Below are 23,847 nucleotides of genomic sequence, written 5' to 3'. Positions count from 1 at the left end.
CTTAAGAGGTGCAAAGAAAAATGAGAGTAGTTGTACAAAGAGTTTCAGAAGCTTCTGTATCAAATGACAACATTCACAATTCTATTAAAAAGGGTTATTGCTTATTAGTAAGTGTTGGTAAATCATCAACAGAAGCTGATGTGCAAGCAGTTGCCAAGAAGATTGCGAATGCTAGATTATTTGAAGATGAAAATGACAAACTGAATTTTAATATTCAACAAATTGAAGGAGAAATATTATCTATTTCACAATTCACTTTATATGCTGATGTGAAAAAAGGTAATCGTCCTGGCTTTTCAAATTCTAAATCACCTGATGAAGCAAATGAATTATATGAATCGTTCAATGAGGCATTAAGATCATATGGATTAAATGTGAAAACAGGTGAATTTGGAACACATATGAATGTAGAAATTCATAATGATGGTCCTGTTACAATCATTTATGAGAGTCAGGATGGCAAAGTAATATGAACAACTTGAGTAAATGGTTAACTAAAAGTTGGCAAAATAATCGCCTTACATTTATTGTTGTCATTTGTTTTGTGTTGTTTCTAATATTATTATTTATGTTCTTAAATTATAATGATGAAGATAATGGCACAATATCTATTACTGAAAGCGCAGAGTTGAGAACAGGACCAAATGCTGCTTATCCTGTTATCTATAAAATTGAAAAAGGCGATACTTTTGAAAAGATAGGTAAATCTGGGAAATGGATAGAAGTGAAGAATAAAGCTGGAGACAAAAAAGGTTGGGTTGCTGGTTGGCATACTAACTTAAATATCCATGCCGATAATTCTAAAAAATCTAATCCATTAAAAGGGAAAACGATTGTACTTGACCCTGGTCACGGTGGACGTGATCAGGGAGCTTCAAGTAATACTTCCTCAAAAAGTTTAGAAAAAGTATATACATTAAAAACTGCAAAAGAGTTAAAAGCATTACTTGAAAAAGAAGGTGCTCATGTAAAAATGACACGTTCTGATGATACATATGTGTCTTTGGATGATAGGAATATCAAAGGAGACGCTTTTATAAGCATACATAATGACTCGCTAGATTCCCCAAACGCTAACGGTGTAACTGTATATTGGTTACAAGATAACCAAGAATCACTAGCCCAAACACTTAGTAGTAGCATCCAAAAGAAATCCCTCCTTACAAATAAAGAAGCAAGGCAACAAAACTATCAAGTATTAAGACAAACGAATATTCCTGCAGTATTGTTAGAATTAGGTTATATTAGCAATCCAACAGATGAAGTTATGGTTAGAGATAAGTTACATAGACAAATTGTTGAAGAAGCAGTTGTTGACGGTCTAAAACAATATTTCTCATCATAGAACTTGCAAATCATTAGAAAACTCGTTATCATAATAATTGAATTATAAATAATAAACCGATTGTATTCTTGAAAGAATAAACAAAAGAGGTAGTATATAAATATATACGTAGAAATGTAACCCATAAGGCTGAAAGGTTACACTGAGTAGTTTATGACTTTGAACACAAGAAGAGGTGCTTTATTCCAAAGTAAAGCCGGGTAACGTACGTTAAACGTTTTGAGTGGATTTGAGACAATTATGTCTAAATCAATTAGGGTGGCAACACGGATATTCGTCCCTTGTGTAGTATTAAATACTATGCAAGGGCTTTTTTATTTAATTTTTTAAATTTATAACGAAATAAACGTGCTCAGTATTAGTAAAGGAGATAAAATATGATTAAAATTCCAAGAGGAACACAAGATATATTACCTGAAGATTCAATCAAATGGCGTTATATTGAGAACAAACTTGATCAATTAATGGAACTATACAACTATCAAGAAATTAGAACGCCTATTTTTGAAAGCACTGAACTTTTTGCTAGAGGTGTGGGAGATTCTACCGACGTCGTTCAAAAAGAAATGTACACATTTAAAGATAAAGGTGACCGTAGTATTACATTAAGACCTGAAGGAACAGCTGGTGTAGTTCGTTCTTATATTGAACATAAAATGCAAGGTAACCCAAATCAACCTGTGAAGTTATATTATAATGGACCGATGTTCCGATATGAACGTAAACAAAAAGGTCGTTATCGTCAATTTAACCAATTTGGTGTTGAGGCAATTGGTTCAGAAAATCCAAGTATTGATGCTGAAGTATTAGCGATGGTTATGCATATATATGAATCTTTTGGTTTAAAACATTTGAAGTTAGCGATTAATAGTATTGGTGATAGTGATTCTCGTAAAGAATATAACGAAGCGTTAGTAAAACATTTCGAACCAGTTATCGGTGACTTTTGTCAAGATTGTCAATCACGATTACACTCTAACCCAATGAGAATATTGGATTGTAAAGTTGATAGAGACAAAGAGGCAGTTAAAAACGCTCCACGTATTACTGATTTTTTAAACGAGGACTCTAAAGCATATTATGAGCAAGTTAAAAAACATTTAGATGATTTAGGTATTCCTTACGTAGAAGATCCTAATTTAGTACGTGGATTAGATTATTATACTCATACCGCATTTGAATTGATGATGGATAACCCTAATTATGACGGTGCAATTACAACGCTTTGTGGCGGCGGACGTTATAATGGTCTTCTTGAATTATTAGGTGGACCAAGCCAAACAGGTATTGGGTTTGCATTAAGTATTGAAAGATTACTTCTAGCATTGGAAGAAGAAGACATTGAACTAGATGTTGAAAATGAATTTGATTTATTTGTAGTAACTATGGGAGAAGCTGCAGATCGATATGCAGTTAAGTTACTTAATCAGCTACGTAAAAATGGTGTTAAAGCAGATAAAGATTATATGAACAGAAAAATTAAAGGACAAATGAAACAAGCTGACCGATTAAATGCGAAATATACTATTGTAATTGGTGATCAAGAATTGGAAAACAATCAAATTGATATTAAAAATATGGAAACCGGTGAATCTGAATCAATACAATTAGATCAAATTGTTGATTATTTTCATAAATAGAAAGGGAGTTTTAAAATGAGTAAGCGAACAACATATTGTGGATTAGTTACAGAGAACTTATTAAACGAAAAAGTAACTTTAAAGGGATGGGTTCATAACAGACGTGACTTAGGTGGATTAATTTTTATTGATTTAAGAGATAGAGAAGGTATAGTACAAATTGTGTTTAATCCAGACTTTTCTCAAGAAGCATTAAATATTGCAGAAACTGTTAGATCAGAATATATCGTAGAAGTACAAGGTGTAGTTACTAAACGTGATGCTGAAACAGTAAACCCTAAAATAAAAACAGGTCAAGTGGAAGTGCAGGTTGAAAATATTGAAATTATCAATAAATCTGAAACACCACCATTTTCAATTAATGAAGAAAATACAAATGTAGATGAAAATATAAAATTAAAATATAGATATTTAGATTTACGTCGACAAGAACTAGCACAAACTTTTAAAATGAGACATCAAACAACACGTTCAATTCGTCAATACCTAGATGAAAGTGGATTCTATGATATTGAAACACCAGTTTTAACAAAATCAACGCCAGAAGGTGCAAGAGACTATTTAGTACCTTCTCGTGTACATGATGGTGAATTTTATGCATTACCACAATCACCACAGCTATTTAAACAATTATTAATGATTAGTGGTTTTGACAAATATTATCAAATCGTAAAATGTTTCCGTGATGAAGATTTACGTGCTGACCGTCAACCTGAGTTCACTCAAGTCGATATAGAAATGAGTTTTGTTGATCAAGAAGATGTTATGGCTATGGGTGAAGAAATGTTACGTAAAGTCGTAAAAGATGTTAAAGGTATTGATGTTGAAGGCCCATTCCCACGCATGACTTATGAAGAAGCGATGAATCGTTATGGATCAGATAAACCTGATACACGTTTTGATATGGAATTAATTAATGTTTCACAATTAGGTCATGAAATGGACTTTAAAGTATTTAAAGATACAGTTGAAAACAATGGAGAAATAAAATCTATTGTAGCTAAAGGTGCTGCAGAACAATATACTCGTAAAGATATGGATGCATTAACAGAGTTTGTTAACATATACGGTGCTAAAGGATTAGCTTGGGTTAAAGTAACGGAAGAAGGTTTAACAGGACCTATTGCACGTTTCTTTGAAGACAAAGATGCTGAATTATTAAAATCACTTACTGATGCAGAAGCTGGAGACCTAGTTATGTTTGTAGCTGACAAACCTGAAGTGGTAGCTCAAAGTTTAGGTGCATTACGTATTAAACTTGCAAAAGAATTAGGCTTGATTGATGAAACGAAATTAAACTTCTTATGGGTAACTGATTGGCCATTATTAGAATATGATGATGAAAGCAAACGTTATGTAGCAGCGCATCATCCATTCACATCACCTAAGAAAGAAGATATTGATAAATTAGATTCTGAACCTGAAAATGCCCAAGCTAATGCATATGATATTGTATTAAATGGATATGAATTAGGCGGAGGTTCTATTAGAATTCACAACGGTGAATTACAAGAAAAAATGTTTGAAGTATTAGGATTTACCAAAGAACAAGCGCAAGAACAATTTGGTTTCTTACTTGATGCATTCAAATATGGTGCACCACCACATGGCGGTATTGCGTTAGGTTTAGATAGATTAGTTATGCTATTAACTAATAGAACTAATCTTAGAGATACAATTGCTTTCCCTAAAACAGCGTCAGCTACTTGTTTATTAACAGATGCTCCGGGAGAAGTGTCAGATAAACAATTAGAAGAATTATCACTACGTATTAGACATTAATTGATAAACTATTAAGATTTATCATTTATCGTTTATGTCTAATTATTGACTTAACAAAAATGATTAAAAAAATACGAAGTTGATTAATTCCTTTATCATGAGATTTGTGGTAATATAATGACATAAGATAGTCATCTGTGATGTTCGTAAGTTTGCTTTTTATTTGGGCCTAACACTCTTTGATCAGGGAGCCCAATAGGTTTTCATGCAGCGCACACGCCTCATTTGGAGGACTTGCAAAACATGAAACAGGGCACCCACCTGTATAAAACAGGCCGAATGATCAAGCTATTTATAACTACGGCATCTACGGACTCTATCGGTACGCAAGACTTAGGTCTTGCGTATTTTTATTTTTAAATTAAAATAATATATACATAACATAAAAGTAGATTGTTTAGTTAAAGGAGATTAAAATGAAACATCAATTTTCTAGAAATGAATTAGCTGTAGGACAAGAAGGACTTGAATTATTAAAAAGTAAAACAGTAGCCGTATTAGGCGTTGGTGGAGTAGGGTCTTTCGCTGCTGAAGCATTAGCCAGAACAAATATTGGTCATATCATTTTAATTGATAAAGATGATGTTGATATTACAAATGTCAATCGTCAAATTCATGCACTTACATCTACAATTGGACAAAGTAAAGTAACACTTATGGAAGAACGAATTAAGCAAATTAATCCAGACTGTAAGGTAACTTCACTACATATGTTCTACACTGAAGAAACTTATGAAGAGATTTTTAATAATTATGATATAGATTACTTTATTGATGCGAGTGATACAATTATTTATAAAGTACATTTAATGAAAGAGTGCCTTGAAAGAGGTATCGACATGATTTCCAGCATGGGTGCGGCTAATAAAATTGATCCAACTCGTTTCCAAATAGCAGATATTTCTAAGACACATACTGATCCAATGGCAAAGGTAATTAGAAATAGATTAAAACGACTTGGGATTCGTAGTGGAATTAAAGTCGTCTTTTCAGATGAAAGTCCGATAGTTATACGTGAAGATGTAAAAGAAACAGTTGGCGATAAAAATGCAATTAATAGAAAAGGGCAAATGCCACCATCATCAAATGCATATGTACCTAGTGTAGTTGGGTTAATATGTTCAAGCTACGTTATTAACGATATTTTAAAAGATATTCCATTGAGACGTATTAAAGATAAAGGACAATACTAATAATCGTATTAGGTATAAAATAAAAAGATAGCTCATTCATACGTAATTAATACGTTGAAGAAGAGCTATCTTTTTTGTTTATTTTGACTGATTCAATAAATTTTCATAAATGGCTTTAAATTGTTGTTCGCTTTTAGAGGTAGTTTTAGGTTCATAATAAATTCGATTTTTAAGTATATCAGGTAAATACTGTTGTACAACATGACCGTTTTCATAATTGTGCGGATATTTGTATCCAGTTGCACGTCCTAATTCTTTTGCACCAGCATAATGACCATCTTTTAAGTAATCGGGGATTTGACCTACTTTACCTTGTCTAATATCACTTAATGCTTTATCAATTGCAGATATACCTGAGTTAGATTTAGGTGATAAACATAATTCAATCACAGCTTGGCTTAATGGTATTCTTGCTTCAGGAAAACCTAAACGTTCAGCTGATTGAATTGCAGCTAATGTTCGGTGACCCGCATTAGGTGAAGCAAGTCCTACATCTTCATAACTTATAACTAAAAGTCGTCTTACAATTGTTGGTAAATCACCAGCTTCAATAAGACGTGCTAGATAATGTAATGCCGCATTGACATCACTACCCCGAATAGATTTTTGAAATGCACTCATAACATCATAGTGCATATCGCCATCTTTATCACTTACAAATGCACCTTTTTGTAAACAATCTTTAGCATCTTGCAAAGTTATATGACGTGATCCGTCTTTTTCAGAAGCACTTAAAACCGCTAATTCTAATGCATTTAATGCACTTCTAACATCGCCTTGACTCTGAGTTGAAAAGTATGTCATTGCATCCTCATCTACAATAGGAGAATAAGACTTAAGGCCTCTCTCTTTATCTTCTAACGCTCTATTCAAAGCGATATGAACATCATCATCGTTCAATGGATAAAGTTCAAAAATTTGAGCTCTAGAACGTATTGCTGGATTGATGGCATGATATGGATTTGAAGTTGTAGCACCAATCAAGACAATTTTCCCATTTTCTAAATGAGGTAATAGAAAATCTTGTTTTGCTTTATCTAAACGATGGATTTCATCTAATAACAAAATCACTTGTCCAGACATTTTTGCTTCATCAACAACCATTTGCATATCTTTTTTAGTGTTTGTTACAGCATTTAATTGTCTAAATTTATATTGAGTACTACCGGCAATAGCTTTAGCAATACTTGTTTTTCCTATTCCAGGAGGACCATAAAAAATCATTGAAGAAAGTCGTTTAGTATCAACCATCCTTCTTATGATACCTGTTGGTCCAACTAAATGTTGTTGTGATATAATTTCATCTATATTAGTAGGTCTCATCCTAGACGCTAAAGGTTCAGTATTCACATTTGTCACACCTTTCTATTATAATCTTAACGTAAAAAATGGTAAAATGGGAATAAATAATTCGAATTAAGTGAGGTTATACAATGAAAATATCAACAAAAGGGAGATATGGTTTAACTTTAATGATTTCTCTTGCTAAAAGAGAAGGACAAGGGTGTGTATCATTAAAAACCATTGCGGAAGAAAATAATTTAAGTGATTTATATTTAGAACAACTTGTGGGACCCTTAAGAAATGCTGGATTAATTCGAAGCGTTCGTGGTGCTAAAGGTGGTTATCAATTAAGACTACCATCAGAAGAAATTACAGCTGGTGATATAATCAGATTGCTAGAAGGGCCTATTACTTTTGTGGAAAGTATTGAATCAGAACCACCAGCACAAAAACAATTATGGATCAGAATGAGAGATGCAGTTCGTGACGTATTAGATAATACAACACTTCAATACCTAGCGGAATACAAAGAAACCGACCAAAACCTCGACGGTTATATGTTTTATATATAGGGACCCAGCAGAGAGAAACTGACGTGTCAGTTTCAACAAGCAAAGCCAGCTGGGCAAGGGACCCTTCACAAAGAAATTGGTAAAACCAATTTCAACGAGCAAAGCAAGAAGGGCAAGGGACCCACCAAAGAATTTTTCAAAAACATACATGAAACAGTGATTACCTATACTCTATAATCCGAATGTTACTTATAAGAAACAAAATGTATAATCTGAGTTTCTTATATAATAAGTCTTATCTTTCGAACCAAAATCTAAAAAAATATAAATTTTTTGGTTTTATATGTTTAGTTCTATAAACAAGTGGTATTTATGGAATATACATCACATAAGTTGTTGAATTAATTAAATTAACAACATATAAGATGTATTTAAGTTAAAATTAAACTTTTAACAAAATACAAATTTGTTCAAAATCGAAAGGAGCTTTTATTTATGGGATTCATGGATAAAGCAAAAGACGCAGCAGAAAAATTCAAAAACAGTGATAATGAACAAGTAAACAAAGCGAAAGACACTATTAACGAGTATACTGATACTGGTAAAGGTGACAAAGATAAAAAAGAAGACAAAGACGATAAATAATCGTTTAAAATATTTTTTAGAGATAGCATTCAATGCTATCTCTTTTTTTATAGAAAAAAGGAGTAAGGCAAATCTAAAATGCCTTACTCCTTATGAATTTATATTACATTGCATCAATAATATGTTTGAATTTTTGATATGAATAATATTGTTTTTGTTGATCGTAAATATAACTTACACCCATAATTTCATCAATATCTCCATAGTAATCAATGAAATCTTTAAGTTTTTGTTTAACTGTGCTTTCAGACCCAATTAAAGAGGATTTAATTCTTTGTTTGGCCATTTCTAATTCTCTTGGTGTTAAAATTTGATCTAATTCATTTGTTGGTGGTTGAACAGGTTGCATTTTACCTCTCGTAATACTAACCATAACCTGAGCCATTGAAGTAGCTAGATACTCAGCTTCTTCATCAGTATCACCTATAATTACGTTTAATCCTATAATGACATAAGGTTCACTTAATACATCAGATGGTTCAAACAATTCTTTATAAATTTCAATAGCTTCTTTCATCTGTTGTGGTGCAAAATGACCTGCAAATACATAAGGTAATCCTCTTCTAGCTGCAACATGTGCAGAATCAGTAGATGATCCAAGTATATAAAGAGGGACATTTTTATTAACTGCTGGATAAGCACGTACATATGCTTGTTGATTTGCTGGACCAAAATATGTTTGTAATTGATCTACTTCTTCTGGAAATTGATATACGCCATTATGTTGGTCTCGACGTAGCGCGCTTGCTGTCATCATATCAGTACCCGGCGCTCTACCTAAACCTAAATCAACTCGATTTGGAAATAAAGTAGCCATCGTACCAAATTGTTCTGCGACTATGAGTGGTGCATGGTTAGGTAACATAATGCCACCAGAACCAACTTTTATAGATTGAGTATGCTCTAAAGTATGTTGGATTAATAATGCTGTGGCAGAACTTACTAAATTTGGTGCGTTATGATGTTCTGCTATCCAATAGCGTTCATAACCAAAATCTTCCAATTGTTGTGCCAATGAAATCATATCATTTAAAGCTTCTCTATCTTCTTGTCCTTCTCTGATAGGGACAAGGTTTAATGCGGAAACCTTTAAGTTATTCAAATTGATCATGCCTCCATAGTAAAAATAGTATATGAAGTATAACAATGTTTATTTGATTAAAATAATAAACTGCTCATATGTATTTTAGTCTCTTGATTTTGATTGAAAAATAGAATATTAATGATTCATAAATATCATGGGTAGTATACGTAATAATAATTTCAACTAATTATGGATAATGTTAAAATTAAAGTAACTATTAATCAAACAGATAGGTAGAAAAATAGTTTTCTAGGTGCTATTATAGGAACATTGATAATTTTGTGAGGAGTGTCAAAACATGGAAGTATATGCAGATTATGCTGCAACAACCCCAGTTAAACCTGAAGTAGTAGATTCTATGATGAACATATATCAAACTCATTATGGGAATCCATCTTCTATTCATTCAATTGGTAGAGATGCCCGTAAATATTTAGATGAGTCTCGCCGAACAGTAGCACAATGTTTAGGTGCAAAAGCTAACGAAGTGATTTTTACTAGTGGTGCAACGGAATCTAATAATACTGCAATAAAAGGGCTAGTAAAAGCTAATGAGCACATTGGTAATCATTTAATTACAACAAAAATTGAGCATCACTCCGTACTAAATGTATTTGAACAATTAGAACGAGAAGGATATGACGTAACATATTTAGACGTTGATGATACTGGTGCAATAGATTTAGATCAATTAGAAGAAGTGATTACAGATAAGACAATTCTAGTGTCTATCATGTTTGTTAACAACGAAGTAGGTACTGTTCAACAAATGTATGATATAGAAGATATTGTTACAGCTACAAATGCATTATTCCATGTAGATGCAGTTCAAGCAATCGGTCATTTAGATATTAATTTTGACGATTTTAAATTTGATACAATGAGTGTCACTGGTCATAAATTTGGTGGACCTAAAGGTGTTGGTGCGCTATTAGTTAGAGAGAATACTCCGATACAGTATAGTCAACTTGGAGGAGAACAAGAAACTAAACGTCGTGCTGGTACAGAAAACTTAGCGCAAATTGTCGGCTTTGCAAAAGCAATTGAACTTGCTGAACAACATAGAGATGAAAATAATATTCATTTAATGAATTTAAAAGAATTATTTTTAGTTAGCTTACAAGAACGTGCTATTCCATTTGAACTTAATGGTTCAATGGTAGATACAACGGGTCATATTATAAATTTATATTTTCCATTTATTGATGTTGAAACAATGTTAACTTTATTAGACTTAAGTCAGATTTATGTATCATCTGGCTCAGCTTGTACAGCAGGTTCAACTACTCCGTCACATGTATTAGCTGCAATGTACGAAGATGAAGAACGTGCTAAACATTCTGTAAGATTTAGCTTTAACGAAATGACTACCGAACAAGAAGTCAAATATATAGTTGCAGAAATTCATAAAATATACCATAAATTTAAGGAGGAATAGTAGTGACAAATAAAGATACTCGCGTAGTCGTTGGTATGTCTGGTGGCGTAGATAGTTCAGTAACAGCATATCTGTTAAAAGAACAAGGCTATGATGTTATAGGTATTTTCATGAAAAATTGGGACGATACCGATGAAAATGGTGTATGTACTGCAACAGAAGATTATAATGATGTCATTGAAGTTTGTAATCAAATTGGCATTCCATATTATGCAGTTAACTTTGAACAAGAGTATTGGGATAAAGTGTTCACCTACTTTTTAGATGAATATAAAAAAGGGCGTACACCAAATCCTGACGTTATGTGTAATAAAGAAATTAAATTCAAAGCCTTTCTAGAACATGCACTGAAATTAGGTGCAGATTATGTAGCAACAGGTCATTATGCAAGAATAAGAAGACATGACGATGGACATGTTGAAATGTTAAGAGGCGTTGATAATAATAAAGATCAAACTTATTTCTTAAATCAACTTTCACAACAACAGCTTTCAAAAGTGATGTTCCCAATAGGTGATATTGAAAAAAAACGCGTGCGTGAAATTGCTGAAGAACAAAACTTAGCTACAGCTAAAAAGAAAGATTCTACAGGAATTTGTTTTATAGGTGAAAGAAACTTCAAAACATTCTTATCACAATATTTACCAGCTCAATCAGGTGATATGGTGACATTAGATGGTAAAAAAATGGGTACGCATAGTGGATTAATGTACTACACTATCGGTCAACGACATGGTTTAGGTATCGGTGGAGACGGTGATCCATGGTTTGTAGTAGGTAAAAATTTAGAAAATAATGTCCTTTATGTAGAACAAGGATTCCATCATGAGGCATTATACAGTGACTATTTAATTGCTTCAGATGTTTCATTTGTTAATGAAAATGAAATTGATTTAGAACAAGGATTTTACTGTACTGCTAAATTTAGATACCGTCAAAAAGATACAAAAGTATTTGTACAACGTGAAAATGACGAAGCCATTAGAGTAACTTTCAATGAACCAGTTAGAGCTATCACACCTGGTCAAGCAGTTGTATTTTATAAAGAAGAAGTTTGTCTTGGTGGTGCAACAATTGATGATGTATATAAAACATCAGGTCAATTAAGTTATGTTGTGTAAAAATCAGCCATTAATTCATAGAAATGTTTCTTTGAATTAGTGGCTTTTTAATATGAATGATTATGGTAGTGTTCGACCATTTGAGAACATGACTATTCATTTATATAAAAATACATAAAGTGGTAAAATATGATTAAAATAAAAGTTTGAACTTGAAATGAAATCTTATAATACCTATATCATTATTTAAGAATTAAGGAGATGTAATTTTAAATATGATAGATCAAAAAACGATATATCAATTTATCAAAGAAGGCCAATTAGAAGAAGCATTAAAAGCTTTGTTTGATAATATAGAAGAAGATCCATCAATTACTGAAAATTATATTAATGCTGGTATTGTATTGGCAGATGTTGGTGAAATTGAGAAATCTGAGCGATTTTTTCAAAAAGCAATAACGATTGATTCAGAAAATGGAGCAATATATTATAATTTAGGTAACGTATATTACAATCAAGGTAGATATAATGAAGCGATTAAGTTATACCAACAAGCTATGAAATATGATGTGGAACCTGTAGATTGTAACTATATGATTGGAATGGCTTTTAATCAATTAAATGCTCATAAAGAGGCACTACCATTTTTAATGACAGCAGCCGAAAAAGATCAACAACACGATACAGAAGTACAGTTTCAGTATGGATTAGTATTGTGTCAGCTAGAAATGTTTGATGCTGCAATAACACAATTAAACTATGTGTTGTCATTGGATTCATCACATGTAGATGCGATTTACAATCTAGGACTGGCTACTTACATGAAGAATGAAGATATAAATGAAGCGATAGCATATTTTAAGCAAGCAGTTGAGATTGATCCAGAACATTTACTAAGTCAACATGCTTTAAAAACATTTTCAACTATGCAAGAAGAGGAGGAGTAATATGACTGACCCTACACTATTTGATTATTCAATGATAAAAGGCACTGTAGAAGCGATTTTGTTTCAAAATAGTGATAATTACTATACAGTTTTGAAGGTGGATACCATTGAGACAAACGAATCATTTGATACAATGCCAACAGTGGTAGGGTTTCTTCCTAATGTTGTTGAAGGTGATGTATATACATTTAAAGGACAAACGGTTGAGCATCCAAGATATGGTAAACAATTAAAAGCCGAAACATTCGAAAAAGAATTACCACAAACTAAAGATGCAATCATCAGTTACTTATCAAGTGATTTATTTAAAGGAATAGGTAAAAAAACAGCACAAAACATCGTAAATACTTTAGGTGAAAATGCGATTAATGACATTTTAAACGACGCTAGTGTTCTTGAAAAAGTACCTAGCTTGCCTAAGAAAAAGCAAAAGCAAATTGCTGAACAAATTGCTTCTAATCAAGAATCTGAAAAAGTCATGATTAGATTACATGATTTAGGTTTTGGTCCAAAATTAGCTAGTTCTATTTATCAATATTACGGTGCAGAAACGTTAAGTGTATTAGACAAAAATCCATATCAACTTGTCTATGATATTAAAGGCATTGGTTTTAGTAAAGCTGATCAATTAGCACAAAAAATAGGAATTAAATTTGATGACCCTGAACGTTTAAAAGCAGGTTTATTATTTACGTTAGAGGAAGAATGTATTAAACAAGGACATACTTATATACCTAATGATCAAATTATTGCAGCAACTTTTAATGTTTTAACACAAAATAATAATAATGATGATAACCAATTTAATCATGAGCATTTACAAACAATGTTATTACAACTGAATGAAGAAAAAAGATTAATTGTAGATAAAGAAAAAATATCGATTCCAAGTCTTTACTATTCAGAATTAAAAAGTGTTCAAAACTTATATAGAATTAAAACTCATACTACAAAATTAAAAGAAATTGAACAATCAGATTTACAATTACATATAGGTGATATCGAAACAAATAATGAAGTGAGCTATGCTGCTTCACAAAAAGATGCATTACAAACGGCTATAAATTCTAAAATTATGTTACTAACTGGTGGACCGGGAACAGGGAAGACAACAGTTATAAAAGGAATAGTGGAATTATATGCAGAGGTGCACGGAATATCTTTAGACTATGATGACTACCAAGAAGATGATTATCCAGTAGTACTAGCAGCACCAACAGGTAGAGCTTCAAAAAGACTACAAGAATCTACTGGATTAGAAGCCATGACGATTCATAGATTGATTGGATGGAATCAAGATACCCAACCTGAAGATATTTTGGATAATGAAATTAATGCGCGTTTGATTATAATTGATGAAATGTCAATGGTTGATACTTGGCTATTCCATCAATTCTTAAGTGCAGTGCCATTAGATGCTCAAATTATTCTTGTAGGAGATGAAGACCAACTTCCTTCTGTTGGACCTGGACAAGTCTTTAAAGATTTAATAGACTCAAATACGATTCCAAGGGTTAATTTAACTGAGGTATATAGACAACAAGATGGATCTAGTATTATAGAATTGGCACATCGCATGAAGTTAGGACAACCAATTGATATTACACAACGATTCCATGACAGAAGTTTTATTAATTGTGGTACAGAACAAATACCTAATGTAGTTGAGAAAGTCGTAAACAGTGCGGTAAATAAAGGATATGACATGAGTGATATTCAAGTACTAGCACCAATGTATAAAGGTAATGCAGGTATTAAAAGGTTAAATCAAATATTACAATCTATTCTAAATCCAAAAGAAAAAGATACTAGAGAAATCGAATTTGGCGATGTTGTCTTTAGAAAAGGAGATAAAGTTCTACAATTAGTTAATCGTCCTAATGATAATATCTTTAACGGGGACATTGGCGTAATTGTTGGTATTTTCTGGGCAAAAGAAAATGCTTTAAACAAGGATGTACTAGTCGTAGACTTTGATGGAAATGAAATTACTTTTACAAGACAGGATATGCTCGAATTAACCCATGCATACTGTACATCTATCCATAAATCTCAAGGTTCAGAATTTCCAATCGTGATTATGCCTATAGTTAAACAATATTTTAGAATGCTACAAAGACCTATTTTATATACTGGTTTAACAAGAGCGAAACAATCATTAGTATTACTAGGGGATCCCCAAGCATTTGATATCGGTCTTAACACAAACGGTCAGAAAAGATTAACGCAATTATTTACTTTATTAAAACAATACTTTACTGAAGAAAAATCCTATGATTTATCTTTAACTGAAGAGAATAATGAGTCAAATGATTCACAAGGTATACATTATGAAGATGATGTTTCAGATGAAAATGATGAAAATGATTCAGACAAGGCTATGACTATAGAATTAACTGAAGAAACAATATATCAAATTGATCCTATGATTAATATGGGAGAAACTTCACCGTATGATTTCGCTAATCGTTGACATTTGAAAACAATAAAATTAAAATAAACTTAAGTTCGCATAAAGACGAGTAAACAATTTTGAATTTTAAGAGATGTGCTGGTTGGTGGAAAGCACAATTAAAATTGTTGAACGCTACTTTGTGTCAATTTAAATATGTGACTAAAGTGATAAGTAAAGGTTAGCATGGAATAATTGATTAAAATTCATATTCTAATAAATGCAGTATTAATCCTAACCGTAATAACTTATAACTAGGGTGGTACCGCGACAACGTTCGTCCCTTTTGTGGATGAACGTTTTTTGTTTACCTTATAACACTAGTGTCCAATATAAACTTAATAAAAATGTGTATGAACTAAATATAGGGAGTGTACGTGGATGAAAAATTTAAAAGCAAGCGAAATTAGACAAAAATATTTAGACTTCTTTGTTGAAAAAGGTCATATGGTTGAACCATCTGCACCATTAGTACCTATCGATGATGATAGTTTACTTTGGATTAACTCTGGAGTTGCAACTTTAAAAAAATATTTCGATGGTCGAGAAACACCTAAGAAACCAAGAATTGTTAACTCACAAAAGGCTATTCGTACGAATGATATTGAAAATGTAGGTTTCACAGCAAGACACCATACTTTCTTTGAAATGCTAGGTAATTTCTCAATTGGTGACTATTTTAAGAAAGAAGCTATAGAATTTGCATGGGAATTTTTAACAAGCGATAAATGGATGGGTATGGAGCCAGAAAAATTATACGTCACAATACATCCAGAAGATACAGAAGCTTATAAAATTTGGAACGAACAAATTGGCTTAGAAGAAAGTCGAATTATTCGTATAGAAGGTAACTTTTGGGATATTGGTGAAGGACCTTCTGGACCTAATACTGAAATTTTCTATGATCGCGGTAATGATTTTGGCCAAGATGATCCAGAAGAGGAAATGTATCCAGGTGGAGAAAACGAACGCTATTTAGAAGTGTGGAATTTAGTGTTTAGTGAATTTAATCATAATAAAGATCATACTTATACACCACTTCCAAATAAAAATATTGATACCGGCATGGGATTAGAACGTATGACTTCTATCTCACAAAATGTACGTACAAATTATGAAACAGATTTATTTATGCCAATAATTAATGAAGTCGAAGAAGTGTCAGGTAAAAAATACCTTCAAAAAGATGAGCAAGATGTAGCGTTTAAAGTTATAGCTGACCATATTAGAACTATTTCATTTGCAATTGCTGATGGTGCTTTACCAGCAAATGAAGGACGTGGCTATGTATTACGTAGATTATTGCGTAGAGCAGTAAGATTTAGCCAAACATTAGATATCAATGAGCCATTTATGTATAAATTAGTTGATATTGTTGCGGATATCATGGAACCTTATTATCCAAATGTCAAAGATAAAAGTGATTTTATTAAACGCGTTATCAAATCAGAAGAAGAAAGATTCCATGAAACACTTGAAGAAGGTCTTTCAATTTTAAATGGATTTATTAGTAAAGCCAAAGAAACTAATAATGAAATTAATGGTAAAGATGCTTTTAAATTATATGATACGTATGGCTTCCCAATTGAACTTACTGAAGAGTTAGCAATTCAAGAAGGTTTAACTGTTGATATGGCTACATTTGAAGCAGAAATGCAACAACAACGTGATAGAGCACGTCAAGCTCGCCAAAATTCACAATCTATGCAAGTTCAAAGTGAAGTATTAAAAAATATTACTACTGAAAGTCACTTTGTTGGTTATGATACTACAGATTATCAAACAGAATTGATTCACCTTATTGAAAATGGAGAAGAAGTTGAAAAAGCAGATGCTGGTGAAACAATTTACTTCATGTTAAAAGACACACCATTTTATGCAGTGAGTGGTGGACAAGTAGCTGATAATGGTACTGTTAGTAATGAGCATTTTGAAATTTTAGTGACTGAAGTTACTAAGGCACCTAATGGTCAAAATTTACACAAAGGTGAAATTCAATTTGGTCAAGTAACAAAAGGTGCACAAGTTGATGCTAGTGTGAACAAAGATGAACGTCGTTCTATCCAAAAAAACCATAGTGCCACACACTTATTGCACGCTGCTTTAAAAGAAGTTTTAGGTGACCATGTTAACCAAGCAGGTTCATTAGTAGCACCAGACCGTTTAAGATTCGACTTCTCTCATTTTGGACAAATGACTCAAGATGAAATTGATCAGGTTGAAAGACGTGTCAATGAAGAAATCTGGAGAGGTATTTCTGTTCATATTCAAGAAATGGGAATTAATGAAGCTAAAGAAATGGGTGCAATGGCACTGTTTGGTGAAAAATATGGTGATATTGTAAGAGTCGTTAATATGGCACCATTTTCAATAGAATTATGTGGTGGTATTCACGTAGACAATACTGCTGAAATTGGTTTATTCAAAATTGTTAGTGAATCTGGTACTGGTGCAGGTGTTAGACGTATCGAAGCATTAACAGGAAAATCAGCGTTCTTATATTTAGAACATATCCAAACTCAATTCAATATTATTAAAGATCAAGTTAAAGTGAAAACAGATGATCAAGTTGTAGACAAAATTACTCAATTACAAGAAGAAGAAAAGAACTTATTAAAACGTTTAGAACAACGTGATAAAGAAATTACAAATCTTAAAATGGGTAATATCGAAGATCAAGTAGAAACAATAAATGGTTTTAAAGTATTGGCAACAGAAGTTGAAGTACCTAATGCTAAAGCAATTCGCTCAACTATGGACGACTTTAAATCAAAATTACAAGACACTATTATCGTCTTAGCAAGTAATGTAGATGGTAAAGTTTCTATTATAGCTACAGTTCCTAAAACTCATACAGATCAAATTAAAGCAGGTGACATCATTAAAAATATGGCACCAATCGTTGGTGGTAAAGGTGGTGGCCGTCCAGATATGGCTCAAGGTGGCGGTACTCAACCTGAAAATATCACAGAATCATTACGCTTTATTAAAGATTACATTAAAAATATGTAATTTTAGTTACAGTTCGTGTAGAATAAAATGGAATCAATTTATGAATTGAAGGAGTGACGAAATGGAAAACTTTGATAAAACAATGAAATTTAAATATGAAGATATTCCAGAAGAAGATGTCAAATCAGTATTAGAGAATGTCCACCGAACACTAGAAGAACGCGGATACAATGCAGTAAATCAAATCGTAGGATATTTATTATCAGGTGATCCTGCTTACATTCCACGTCAAAATGAAGCTAGAAATCAAATTCGTCACATTGATAGAGATGTGATTATGGAAGAACTCGTATCTAATTATTTAGCTGAGTCTAAAGAATAGTATCAATGTTAAAGCATAAAATACTTGGTTTAGACGTAGGTAGTAAAACAGTAGGAATAGCGATTAGTGATTTAATGGGTTGGACTGCTCAAGGTTTAGACACACTCCATATCGATGAACAAAATAATGAATTAGGCATCGAACAATTAGTTGAAATCATCAAGAAAAATGATGTCGGTACAGTTGTAATCGGTTTGCCCAAAAACATGAACAATTCTATTGGATTTCGTGGAGAGGCTTCGTTACAATACAAAGAGAAACTTCAAGAAGCATTACCATCTATTGAGATTGTCATGTGGGATGAAAGACTTAGCACGATGGCAGCTGAAAAGTCATTACTAGAAGCAGATGTTTCAAGACAAAAAAGAAAAAAAGTAATAGATAAAATGGCAGCCGTATTTATATTACAAGGCTACCTAGACTCTATTTAATAAAAGGAGAAATAAAATGACTGAACATAATCACGATGCAGAATTAAAAATTAACAATGAAGAAGAATTATTGACATTATATGATGAAGATGGAAATGAAGTTCTTTATCGTAAAATGCTTGAATTCTATCATCCTGAATTCAAAAAAGAATATGTAGTACTTGCTGAAGAAGGCGCACAATCTGATGAAGACGACATGATTGAATTAGTACCAATGATAAATGAACCTGATGAATCAGGTGACGGTGGTAAATTAGTCCCAATCGAAACAGATGAAGAATGGGATATGATTGAAGAAGTAGTTAATACTGAAATTGATGAATAATCTTAGAATAAATATTTAAATTTTACTCCTTATGTAACGATATCTATTGAATATCTGACATAAGGAGTTTTTCTATATATGATTTGTTCAAAGTTTGTTTACATACATGCTTATCATTTAGATTTATACTTATATTCACAAAGAATTTATGGTAAAATATTTGGAGTTAAATATTTTATATATCGTTATGTAACATAACGTTTAAAATACTTGTACGTAGTTACAATCAGTCAAAGCCATTGGTTACTTTACTAATCAATATTGTGACTGATTTATTTTATTACCTTTTTAAATTGTAGTTATTTTACACAAAGGAAGTCGTTGTATAATGGATAATAATGAAAGTTATATTCTCAATTTACATAAAACTAATGATAATGACATTGAACTTTTAAGAGAATATGCAAATACAAATCAAGTGCCGATCGTGGATCGTAATACACTAGAAATAATCAAACAAATTATACGTATTCATCAAACTAAACGGATTATAGAAATTGGTACGGCTATAGGATACAGTTCAATGCAATTTGCTTCAGTGTCTAAAGATATACATGTAACTACAATAGAAAGAGACCCAGAAATGATAGACCAAGCGAAACATAATATCACTTCTAATCAATTTACTAATCAAATTGAGTTAATTGAAGGTGATGCATTAGAACAATTTGATAAAGTTAAATCTCAAACGTTTGACATGTTATTTATTGATGCTGCGAAAGCACAATCGAAGAAATTTTTTGAACTATATACGCCTTTACTTAAAAAGGGTGGCATTGTTGTGACAGATAACGTTTTATATCATGGTTTTGTCTCAAATATCGATATAGTTCGTTCACGTAACGTACGTCAAATGGTTAAAAAAGTACAACAATTTAATGAATGGTTAATGCAAAATGAACAATATACAACTAACTTTTTAAATATGGACGATGGTTTAGCAATATCTATTAAAGGAGAATGACTATGACAGAATTACTAGTTACTCCTAAGTCAATAACACATATGGAAACACTAATAGAAATAGGTGCAGATGCATTTGTTATTGGTGAGCAAAAATTTGGTTTACGACTTCCAGGAGAATTTAATCGAGAAGACATGGAAAAAGCAGTAACATTAGCCCATGAGAATGATAAGAAAGTGTATGCTGCAGTTAATGGTTTGTTTCATAATTATCATTTAGCAGCAGTAGAAGATTATATTCAATTTTTACATCAAATTGGTGTGGATAGAATTATTTTTGGTGACCCAGCTGTTGTGATGTATGTTAAACAACAAAATAATCCTATTCCATTACATTGGGATGCAGAAACACTTGTTACTAACTATTTTCAGTGTAACTATTGGGGACAAAAAGGTGCTACAAGAGCAGTATTAGCGAGAGAATTAAGTCTGGAAGAAATTATAAATATAAAAGAATATGCTGACGTGGAAATAGAAGTTCAAGTTCATGGCATGACATGTATGTTTCAATCTAAAAGAATGTTATTAGGCAACTATTATACATTCCAAGATAGACAAATGAAAATTCAACGTAATGAAAATCAAAATGATTTATTATTATATGATGAAGAACGCGAAAATAAATATCCTGTTTTTGAAGATTATAATGGTACACATATTATGTCACCAAATGATATGTGCCTTATAGAAGAATTAGAACCGTTTTTTGAAGCAGGTATTGATTCATTTAAAATTGACGGCATATTACAGACAGAAGAATATATCAATGTTGTTACACAACAATACAGAGAAGCAATAGATTTATATAATGAAGATCCTGAAACTTATGAAGATGAAAAATTTATGCTTGTAGATCCTATCGAAGACATTCAACCAGAACATCGACCATTTGATGAAGGTTTCTTATTTAAGCATACGGTATATTAGGAGGCTGAATCATGAAGACATTAGAAGAAGTTAAACAAACTTCAAATACTAAAATGAAGAAGCCAGAATTACTTGCTCCAGCTGGTAACTTAGAAAAGTTAAAAATTGCTGTACATTATGGCGCAGATGCAGTTTTTTTAGGCGGACAAGAATATGGTTTAAGATCAAATGCTGATAACTTCACAATGGAAGAAATTGCTGAAGGTGTTGAGTTTGCAAACCGTTATGGTGCAAAAATTTATGTTACGACTAATATTATTGCGCATGACGATAATATGGAAGGGTTAGACGATTATCTTATTAATCTTGAAGCGACAGGTGCAACAGGTATTATTGTTGCTGACCCCCTTATTATTGAAACTTGCAAAAAGGTAGCACCAAAATTAGAAATTCATTTATCCACACAACAATCTTTATCTAATTATAAAGCAGTTGAATTTTGGAAAGAAGAAGGATTAGATCGTGTAGTTCTAGCTCGAGAAACAGGAGCTATGGAAATGAAAGAAATGAAAGAAAAAGTTGATATTGAAATAGAAGCCTTCATTCATGGTGCTATGTGTATTGCTTACTCTGGTAGATGTACATTAAGTAACCACATGACAGCACGTGATTCCAATAGAGGTGGCTGTTGTCAAAGTTGTCGTTGGGATTATGATTTACTACAAGTAGATGAAGATGGTGAACTTGATTTATTTTATGAAGATGGACAAATCGTCCCATTTGCAATGAGTCCGAAAGACTTAAAATTAATCGAATCAATCCCACAAATGATGGATTTAGGTATTGATTCGTTAAAAATAGAAGGCAGAATGAAATCAATTCATTATATAGCTACTGTTGTGTCAGTATATCGTAAAGTAATTGATGCATATGCTGAAGACCCAGACAATTTTAAAATTCAACCTGAATGGTTAATGGAATTAGATAAATGTGCTAATAGAGATACAGCACCAGCATTCTTTGAAGGTACTCCAGGATATGAGGAACAAATGTTTGGAGAACAACAATCGAAAAAGTCTCCTTATAATTTCTGTGGCTTAGTTTTAGATTATGATCAGGATACAAAAATTGCTACAATTCAACAAAGAAATCACTTTAAACCTGGACAAGAAATTGAATTTTTTGGTCCGGAAATTGAAAGTTTTAAACAAGTTGTTGATACCATTTATGATGAAGAAGGTAATGAGCTTGACGCTGCGCGCCATCCATTACAAATTGTACAAATTAAAGTTGATCGTCCAATCTATGCAAACAACTTGATGAGAAAGGAAATCGGTTAATGACACAAACGACGATTATAGGAATTGCTGGAGGCTCTGGCTCTGGTAAAACGACAGTCACAAATGAAATTATGAAAAATCTTGAAGGTCATAGTATTGCATTATTAGCGCAAGACTATTATTATAAAGACCAATCACATTTAACTTTTGAAGAACGTTTGGAGACAAACTATGATCATCCATTTGCATTTGATAACGATTTGTTAATTCAAAATCTAAGAGATTTACGAAATGGCAAAGCAGTTAAAGTACCAACATACGATTATGCTAATCATACAAGAAGCGATCAAACGATTGCATTTGAACCGAAAGATGTTATCATCGTAGAAGGTATCTTCGCTTTAGAGAATAAAACGTTACGTGATATGATGGATGTTAAAATATATGTCGACACTGATGCAGACTTAAGAATTTTACGTCGTCTTAAAAGAGACACTCATGAGCGAGGACGTTCTATGGATTCGGTTATCAATCAATACTTAAATGTGGTGCGACCTATGCACGTGCAATTTATTGAACCAACTAAGAAACATGCTGACATCATCATTCCAGAAGGTGGTAGTAACAAAGTAGCCATAGATATTATGACTACTAAGATTCAATCTTTAGTTAGTAAACAATAGTATTTAAAAGTAAAGGAAGATGACATAATGGAAAATCAAAAACAATATCCAATGACTCAAGAAGGGTACGAAAAATTAGAGCAAGAATTAGAAGAATTAAAAACAGTTAAAAGACCTGAAGTAGTTGAAAAAATTAAAGTTGCACGTTCTTTCGGCGATTTATCTGAGAACTCAGAGTATGATGCAGCTAAAGATGAACAAGGTTTTATTGAACAAGATATCCAACGTATTGAACATATGATTAGAAACGCTTTAATCATTGAAGATACAGGCGATAATAATACAGTACAAATTGGTAAAACTGTTACGTTTATCGAACTACCAGGAGACGAAGAAGAAAGTTACCAAATCGTAGGTTCAGCTGAAGCGGATGCATTTAAAGGTAAAATCTCAAACGAATCACCAATGGCGTCAGCATTAATTGGTAAAGAATTAGACGATGAAGTTCGTGTACCACTACCAAACGGTGGAGAAATCAACGTTAAAATTGTAGATATAAAATAATTAACTATTCTAAAAATAGTCGCAACAGCCTGGGACAAAAATCAGTGTCTCAGGCTACAATTATATATAGGCAGTAG

Annotated in this window: 22 protein-coding genes and 1 other RNA gene; 21 read left to right on the top strand and 2 right to left on the bottom strand. The window is 32.2% G+C overall.

Features of this window, described 5'->3' with window-relative positions; translation table 11 throughout:
* The first annotated feature begins 20 nt into the window (after nucleotides 1-20).
* The 6 genes from dtd (at nucleotide 21) to HMPREF3125_RS11320 (ending at nucleotide 5,960) form a co-directional block, all read left to right on the top strand.
* Complete coding sequence (gene dtd, locus HMPREF3125_RS11345; protein WP_070453917.1) at nucleotides 21-473, top strand: D-aminoacyl-tRNA deacylase; 453 nt, start codon at nucleotides 21-23, stop codon at nucleotides 471-473.
* Complete coding sequence (locus HMPREF3125_RS11340; protein ID WP_017637068.1) at nucleotides 470-1,345, top strand: N-acetylmuramoyl-L-alanine amidase family protein; 876 nt, start codon at nucleotides 470-472, stop codon at nucleotides 1,343-1,345. Before dtd ends, HMPREF3125_RS11340 begins: the two co-directional genes overlap by 4 nt.
* A 377-nt stretch (nucleotides 1,346-1,722) precedes the next feature.
* The gene (gene hisS, locus HMPREF3125_RS11335) at nucleotides 1,723-2,985 is read left to right on the top strand and encodes a histidine--tRNA ligase (RefSeq protein ID WP_070453915.1); all 1,263 of its coding nucleotides are present in this window, start codon (nucleotides 1,723-1,725) and stop codon (nucleotides 2,983-2,985) included.
* A 15-nt stretch (nucleotides 2,986-3,000) separates the two neighbouring features.
* A complete protein-coding gene (gene aspS / locus HMPREF3125_RS11330; RefSeq protein ID WP_070453913.1) occupies nucleotides 3,001-4,767 on the top strand; it encodes an aspartate--tRNA ligase in 1,767 nt (588 codons plus the stop codon).
* Between the two features lie 129 nt (nucleotides 4,768-4,896).
* A non-coding RNA gene (gene ssrS, locus HMPREF3125_RS11325) (6S RNA) lies at nucleotides 4,897-5,087 on the top strand.
* Nucleotides 5,088-5,183: 96 nt separating this feature from the next.
* Nucleotides 5,184-5,960, top strand: a complete 777-nt coding sequence (locus HMPREF3125_RS11320) for a tRNA threonylcarbamoyladenosine dehydratase (RefSeq protein WP_017637071.1) — start codon at nucleotides 5,184-5,186, stop codon at nucleotides 5,958-5,960.
* Nucleotides 5,961-6,038: 78 nt separating this feature from the next.
* On the opposite strand, the gene HMPREF3125_RS11315 is transcribed toward HMPREF3125_RS11320, so the two are convergent.
* Entirely contained in the window at nucleotides 6,039-7,310 is a 1,272-nt protein-coding gene (locus tag HMPREF3125_RS11315) for a replication-associated recombination protein A (protein ID WP_017637072.1), read from the bottom strand.
* Between the two features lie 83 nt (nucleotides 7,311-7,393).
* On the opposite strand from HMPREF3125_RS11315, the gene cymR reads away from it, so the two are divergent.
* Together cymR and HMPREF3125_RS12720 are read left to right on the top strand one after the other, a co-directional pair.
* The gene (gene cymR / locus HMPREF3125_RS11310) at nucleotides 7,394-7,816 is read left to right on the top strand and encodes a cysteine metabolism transcriptional regulator CymR (RefSeq protein WP_017637073.1); all 423 of its coding nucleotides are present in this window, start codon (nucleotides 7,394-7,396) and stop codon (nucleotides 7,814-7,816) included.
* Nucleotides 7,817-8,251: 435 nt separating this feature from the next.
* The gene (locus HMPREF3125_RS12720; protein WP_002451815.1) at nucleotides 8,252-8,401 is read left to right on the top strand and encodes an SAS049 family protein; all 150 of its coding nucleotides are present in this window, start codon (nucleotides 8,252-8,254) and stop codon (nucleotides 8,399-8,401) included.
* Nucleotides 8,402-8,504: 103 nt separating this feature from the next.
* Here HMPREF3125_RS12720 and HMPREF3125_RS11305 read toward each other — a convergent pair whose 3' ends face one another.
* On the bottom strand, nucleotides 8,505-9,512 hold the full coding sequence (locus tag HMPREF3125_RS11305; RefSeq protein ID WP_176745294.1) for an LLM class flavin-dependent oxidoreductase: 1,008 nt from the start codon (nucleotides 9,510-9,512) through the stop codon (nucleotides 8,505-8,507).
* Nucleotides 9,513-9,783: 271 nt separating this feature from the next.
* Between HMPREF3125_RS11305 and HMPREF3125_RS11300 the strand changes: the two genes are divergently transcribed.
* The 13 genes from HMPREF3125_RS11300 to greA all read left to right on the top strand — a co-directional run bounded on the left by HMPREF3125_RS11300 (nucleotide 9,784) and on the right by greA (nucleotide 23,770).
* The gene (locus HMPREF3125_RS11300) at nucleotides 9,784-10,923 is read left to right on the top strand and encodes a cysteine desulfurase family protein (protein WP_017637075.1); all 1,140 of its coding nucleotides are present in this window, start codon (nucleotides 9,784-9,786) and stop codon (nucleotides 10,921-10,923) included.
* A 2-nt stretch (nucleotides 10,924-10,925) separates the two neighbouring features.
* Nucleotides 10,926-12,044 carry a tRNA 2-thiouridine(34) synthase MnmA gene (mnmA, locus tag HMPREF3125_RS11295; RefSeq protein WP_070453909.1) on the top strand — a complete coding sequence of 373 codons (1,119 nt, stop codon included), beginning with the start codon at nucleotides 10,926-10,928 and terminating at the stop codon, nucleotides 12,042-12,044.
* 215 nt (nucleotides 12,045-12,259) lie between these two features.
* A complete protein-coding gene (locus HMPREF3125_RS11290) occupies nucleotides 12,260-12,931 on the top strand; it encodes a tetratricopeptide repeat protein (protein WP_070453907.1) in 672 nt (223 codons plus the stop codon).
* 1 nt (nucleotide 12,932) lies between these two features.
* The gene (locus HMPREF3125_RS11285; protein ID WP_070453905.1) at nucleotides 12,933-15,404 is read left to right on the top strand and encodes an SF1B family DNA helicase RecD2; all 2,472 of its coding nucleotides are present in this window, start codon (nucleotides 12,933-12,935) and stop codon (nucleotides 15,402-15,404) included.
* Nucleotides 15,405-15,764: 360 nt separating this feature from the next.
* Nucleotides 15,765-18,395: an alanine--tRNA ligase gene (alaS, locus tag HMPREF3125_RS11280; RefSeq protein ID WP_017637079.1), complete on the top strand. Its 2,631-nt coding sequence runs from the start codon at nucleotides 15,765-15,767 to the stop codon at nucleotides 18,393-18,395.
* Nucleotides 18,396-18,456: 61 nt separating this feature from the next.
* Nucleotides 18,457-18,717 carry an IreB family regulatory phosphoprotein gene (locus HMPREF3125_RS11275; protein WP_017637080.1) on the top strand — a complete coding sequence of 87 codons (261 nt, stop codon included), beginning with the start codon at nucleotides 18,457-18,459 and terminating at the stop codon, nucleotides 18,715-18,717.
* A gap of 5 nt (nucleotides 18,718-18,722) precedes the next feature.
* Nucleotides 18,723-19,148 carry a Holliday junction resolvase RuvX gene (gene ruvX / locus HMPREF3125_RS11270; protein WP_046466759.1) on the top strand — a complete coding sequence of 142 codons (426 nt, stop codon included), beginning with the start codon at nucleotides 18,723-18,725 and terminating at the stop codon, nucleotides 19,146-19,148.
* A 16-nt stretch (nucleotides 19,149-19,164) separates the two neighbouring features.
* Entirely contained in the window at nucleotides 19,165-19,473 is a 309-nt protein-coding gene (locus tag HMPREF3125_RS11265) for a DUF1292 domain-containing protein (protein WP_017637082.1), read from the top strand.
* Between the two features lie 328 nt (nucleotides 19,474-19,801).
* Nucleotides 19,802-20,437: an O-methyltransferase gene (locus HMPREF3125_RS11260; protein WP_017637083.1), complete on the top strand. Its 636-nt coding sequence runs from the start codon at nucleotides 19,802-19,804 to the stop codon at nucleotides 20,435-20,437.
* A gap of 2 nt (nucleotides 20,438-20,439) precedes the next feature.
* Nucleotides 20,440-21,363 (top strand): peptidase U32 family protein, encoded by a 924-nt coding sequence (locus HMPREF3125_RS11255; protein ID WP_017637084.1) that lies wholly within the window; start codon nucleotides 20,440-20,442, stop codon nucleotides 21,361-21,363.
* Nucleotides 21,364-21,374: 11 nt separating this feature from the next.
* Entirely contained in the window at nucleotides 21,375-22,643 is a 1,269-nt protein-coding gene (locus HMPREF3125_RS11250) for a peptidase U32 family protein (RefSeq protein WP_070453903.1), read from the top strand.
* A complete protein-coding gene (gene udk / locus HMPREF3125_RS11245; protein ID WP_017637086.1) occupies nucleotides 22,643-23,266 on the top strand; it encodes a uridine kinase in 624 nt (207 codons plus the stop codon). Before HMPREF3125_RS11250 ends, udk begins: the two co-directional genes overlap by 1 nt.
* Before the next feature lie 27 nt (nucleotides 23,267-23,293).
* The gene (greA, locus tag HMPREF3125_RS11240) at nucleotides 23,294-23,770 is read left to right on the top strand and encodes a transcription elongation factor GreA (protein WP_017637087.1); all 477 of its coding nucleotides are present in this window, start codon (nucleotides 23,294-23,296) and stop codon (nucleotides 23,768-23,770) included.
* Nucleotides 23,771-23,847: the final 77 nt, after the last annotated feature.

Origin of the sequence: Staphylococcus sp. HMSC13A10 (assembly GCF_001808005.1) — a bacterium.
In the GTDB taxonomy this organism is placed as follows: domain Bacteria; phylum Bacillota; class Bacilli; order Staphylococcales; family Staphylococcaceae; genus Staphylococcus; species Staphylococcus pasteuri.
The sequence above is the reverse complement of the archived record's forward strand: the minus strand, read 5'-3'. Positions and strand labels throughout refer to the sequence as shown.

What these genes read in the sequence shown, in the direction of transcription:
- dtd (WP_070453917.1), top strand. Translation starts at nt 21, where the DNA reads ATGAGAGTAGTTGTACAAAGAGTTTCAGAAGCTTCTGTATCAAATGAC.
- HMPREF3125_RS11340 (WP_017637068.1), top strand. Translation starts at nt 470, where the DNA reads ATGAACAACTTGAGTAAATGGTTAACTAAAAGTTGGCAAAATAATCGC.
- hisS (WP_070453915.1), top strand. Translation starts at nt 1,723, where the DNA reads ATGATTAAAATTCCAAGAGGAACACAAGATATATTACCTGAAGATTCA.
- aspS (WP_070453913.1), top strand. Translation starts at nt 3,001, where the DNA reads ATGAGTAAGCGAACAACATATTGTGGATTAGTTACAGAGAACTTATTA.
- HMPREF3125_RS11320 (WP_017637071.1), top strand. Translation starts at nt 5,184, where the DNA reads ATGAAACATCAATTTTCTAGAAATGAATTAGCTGTAGGACAAGAAGGA.
- cymR (WP_017637073.1), top strand. Translation starts at nt 7,394, where the DNA reads ATGAAAATATCAACAAAAGGGAGATATGGTTTAACTTTAATGATTTCT.
- HMPREF3125_RS12720 (WP_002451815.1), top strand. Translation starts at nt 8,252, where the DNA reads ATGGGATTCATGGATAAAGCAAAAGACGCAGCAGAAAAATTCAAAAAC.
- HMPREF3125_RS11305 (WP_176745294.1), bottom strand. Translation starts at nt 9,512, where the DNA reads ATGATCAATTTGAATAACTTAAAGGTTTCCGCATTAAACCTTGTCCCT.
- HMPREF3125_RS11300 (WP_017637075.1), top strand. Translation starts at nt 9,784, where the DNA reads ATGGAAGTATATGCAGATTATGCTGCAACAACCCCAGTTAAACCTGAA.
- HMPREF3125_RS11290 (WP_070453907.1), top strand. Translation starts at nt 12,260, where the DNA reads ATGATAGATCAAAAAACGATATATCAATTTATCAAAGAAGGCCAATTA.
- HMPREF3125_RS11285 (WP_070453905.1), top strand. Translation starts at nt 12,933, where the DNA reads ATGACTGACCCTACACTATTTGATTATTCAATGATAAAAGGCACTGTA.
- alaS (WP_017637079.1), top strand. Translation starts at nt 15,765, where the DNA reads ATGAAAAATTTAAAAGCAAGCGAAATTAGACAAAAATATTTAGACTTC.
- HMPREF3125_RS11275 (WP_017637080.1), top strand. Translation starts at nt 18,457, where the DNA reads ATGGAAAACTTTGATAAAACAATGAAATTTAAATATGAAGATATTCCA.
- ruvX (WP_046466759.1), top strand. Translation starts at nt 18,723, where the DNA reads ATGTTAAAGCATAAAATACTTGGTTTAGACGTAGGTAGTAAAACAGTA.
- HMPREF3125_RS11265 (WP_017637082.1), top strand. Translation starts at nt 19,165, where the DNA reads ATGACTGAACATAATCACGATGCAGAATTAAAAATTAACAATGAAGAA.
- HMPREF3125_RS11260 (WP_017637083.1), top strand. Translation starts at nt 19,802, where the DNA reads ATGGATAATAATGAAAGTTATATTCTCAATTTACATAAAACTAATGAT.
- HMPREF3125_RS11255 (WP_017637084.1), top strand. Translation starts at nt 20,440, where the DNA reads ATGACAGAATTACTAGTTACTCCTAAGTCAATAACACATATGGAAACA.
- HMPREF3125_RS11250 (WP_070453903.1), top strand. Translation starts at nt 21,375, where the DNA reads ATGAAGACATTAGAAGAAGTTAAACAAACTTCAAATACTAAAATGAAG.
- udk (WP_017637086.1), top strand. Translation starts at nt 22,643, where the DNA reads ATGACACAAACGACGATTATAGGAATTGCTGGAGGCTCTGGCTCTGGT.
- greA (WP_017637087.1), top strand. Translation starts at nt 23,294, where the DNA reads ATGGAAAATCAAAAACAATATCCAATGACTCAAGAAGGGTACGAAAAA.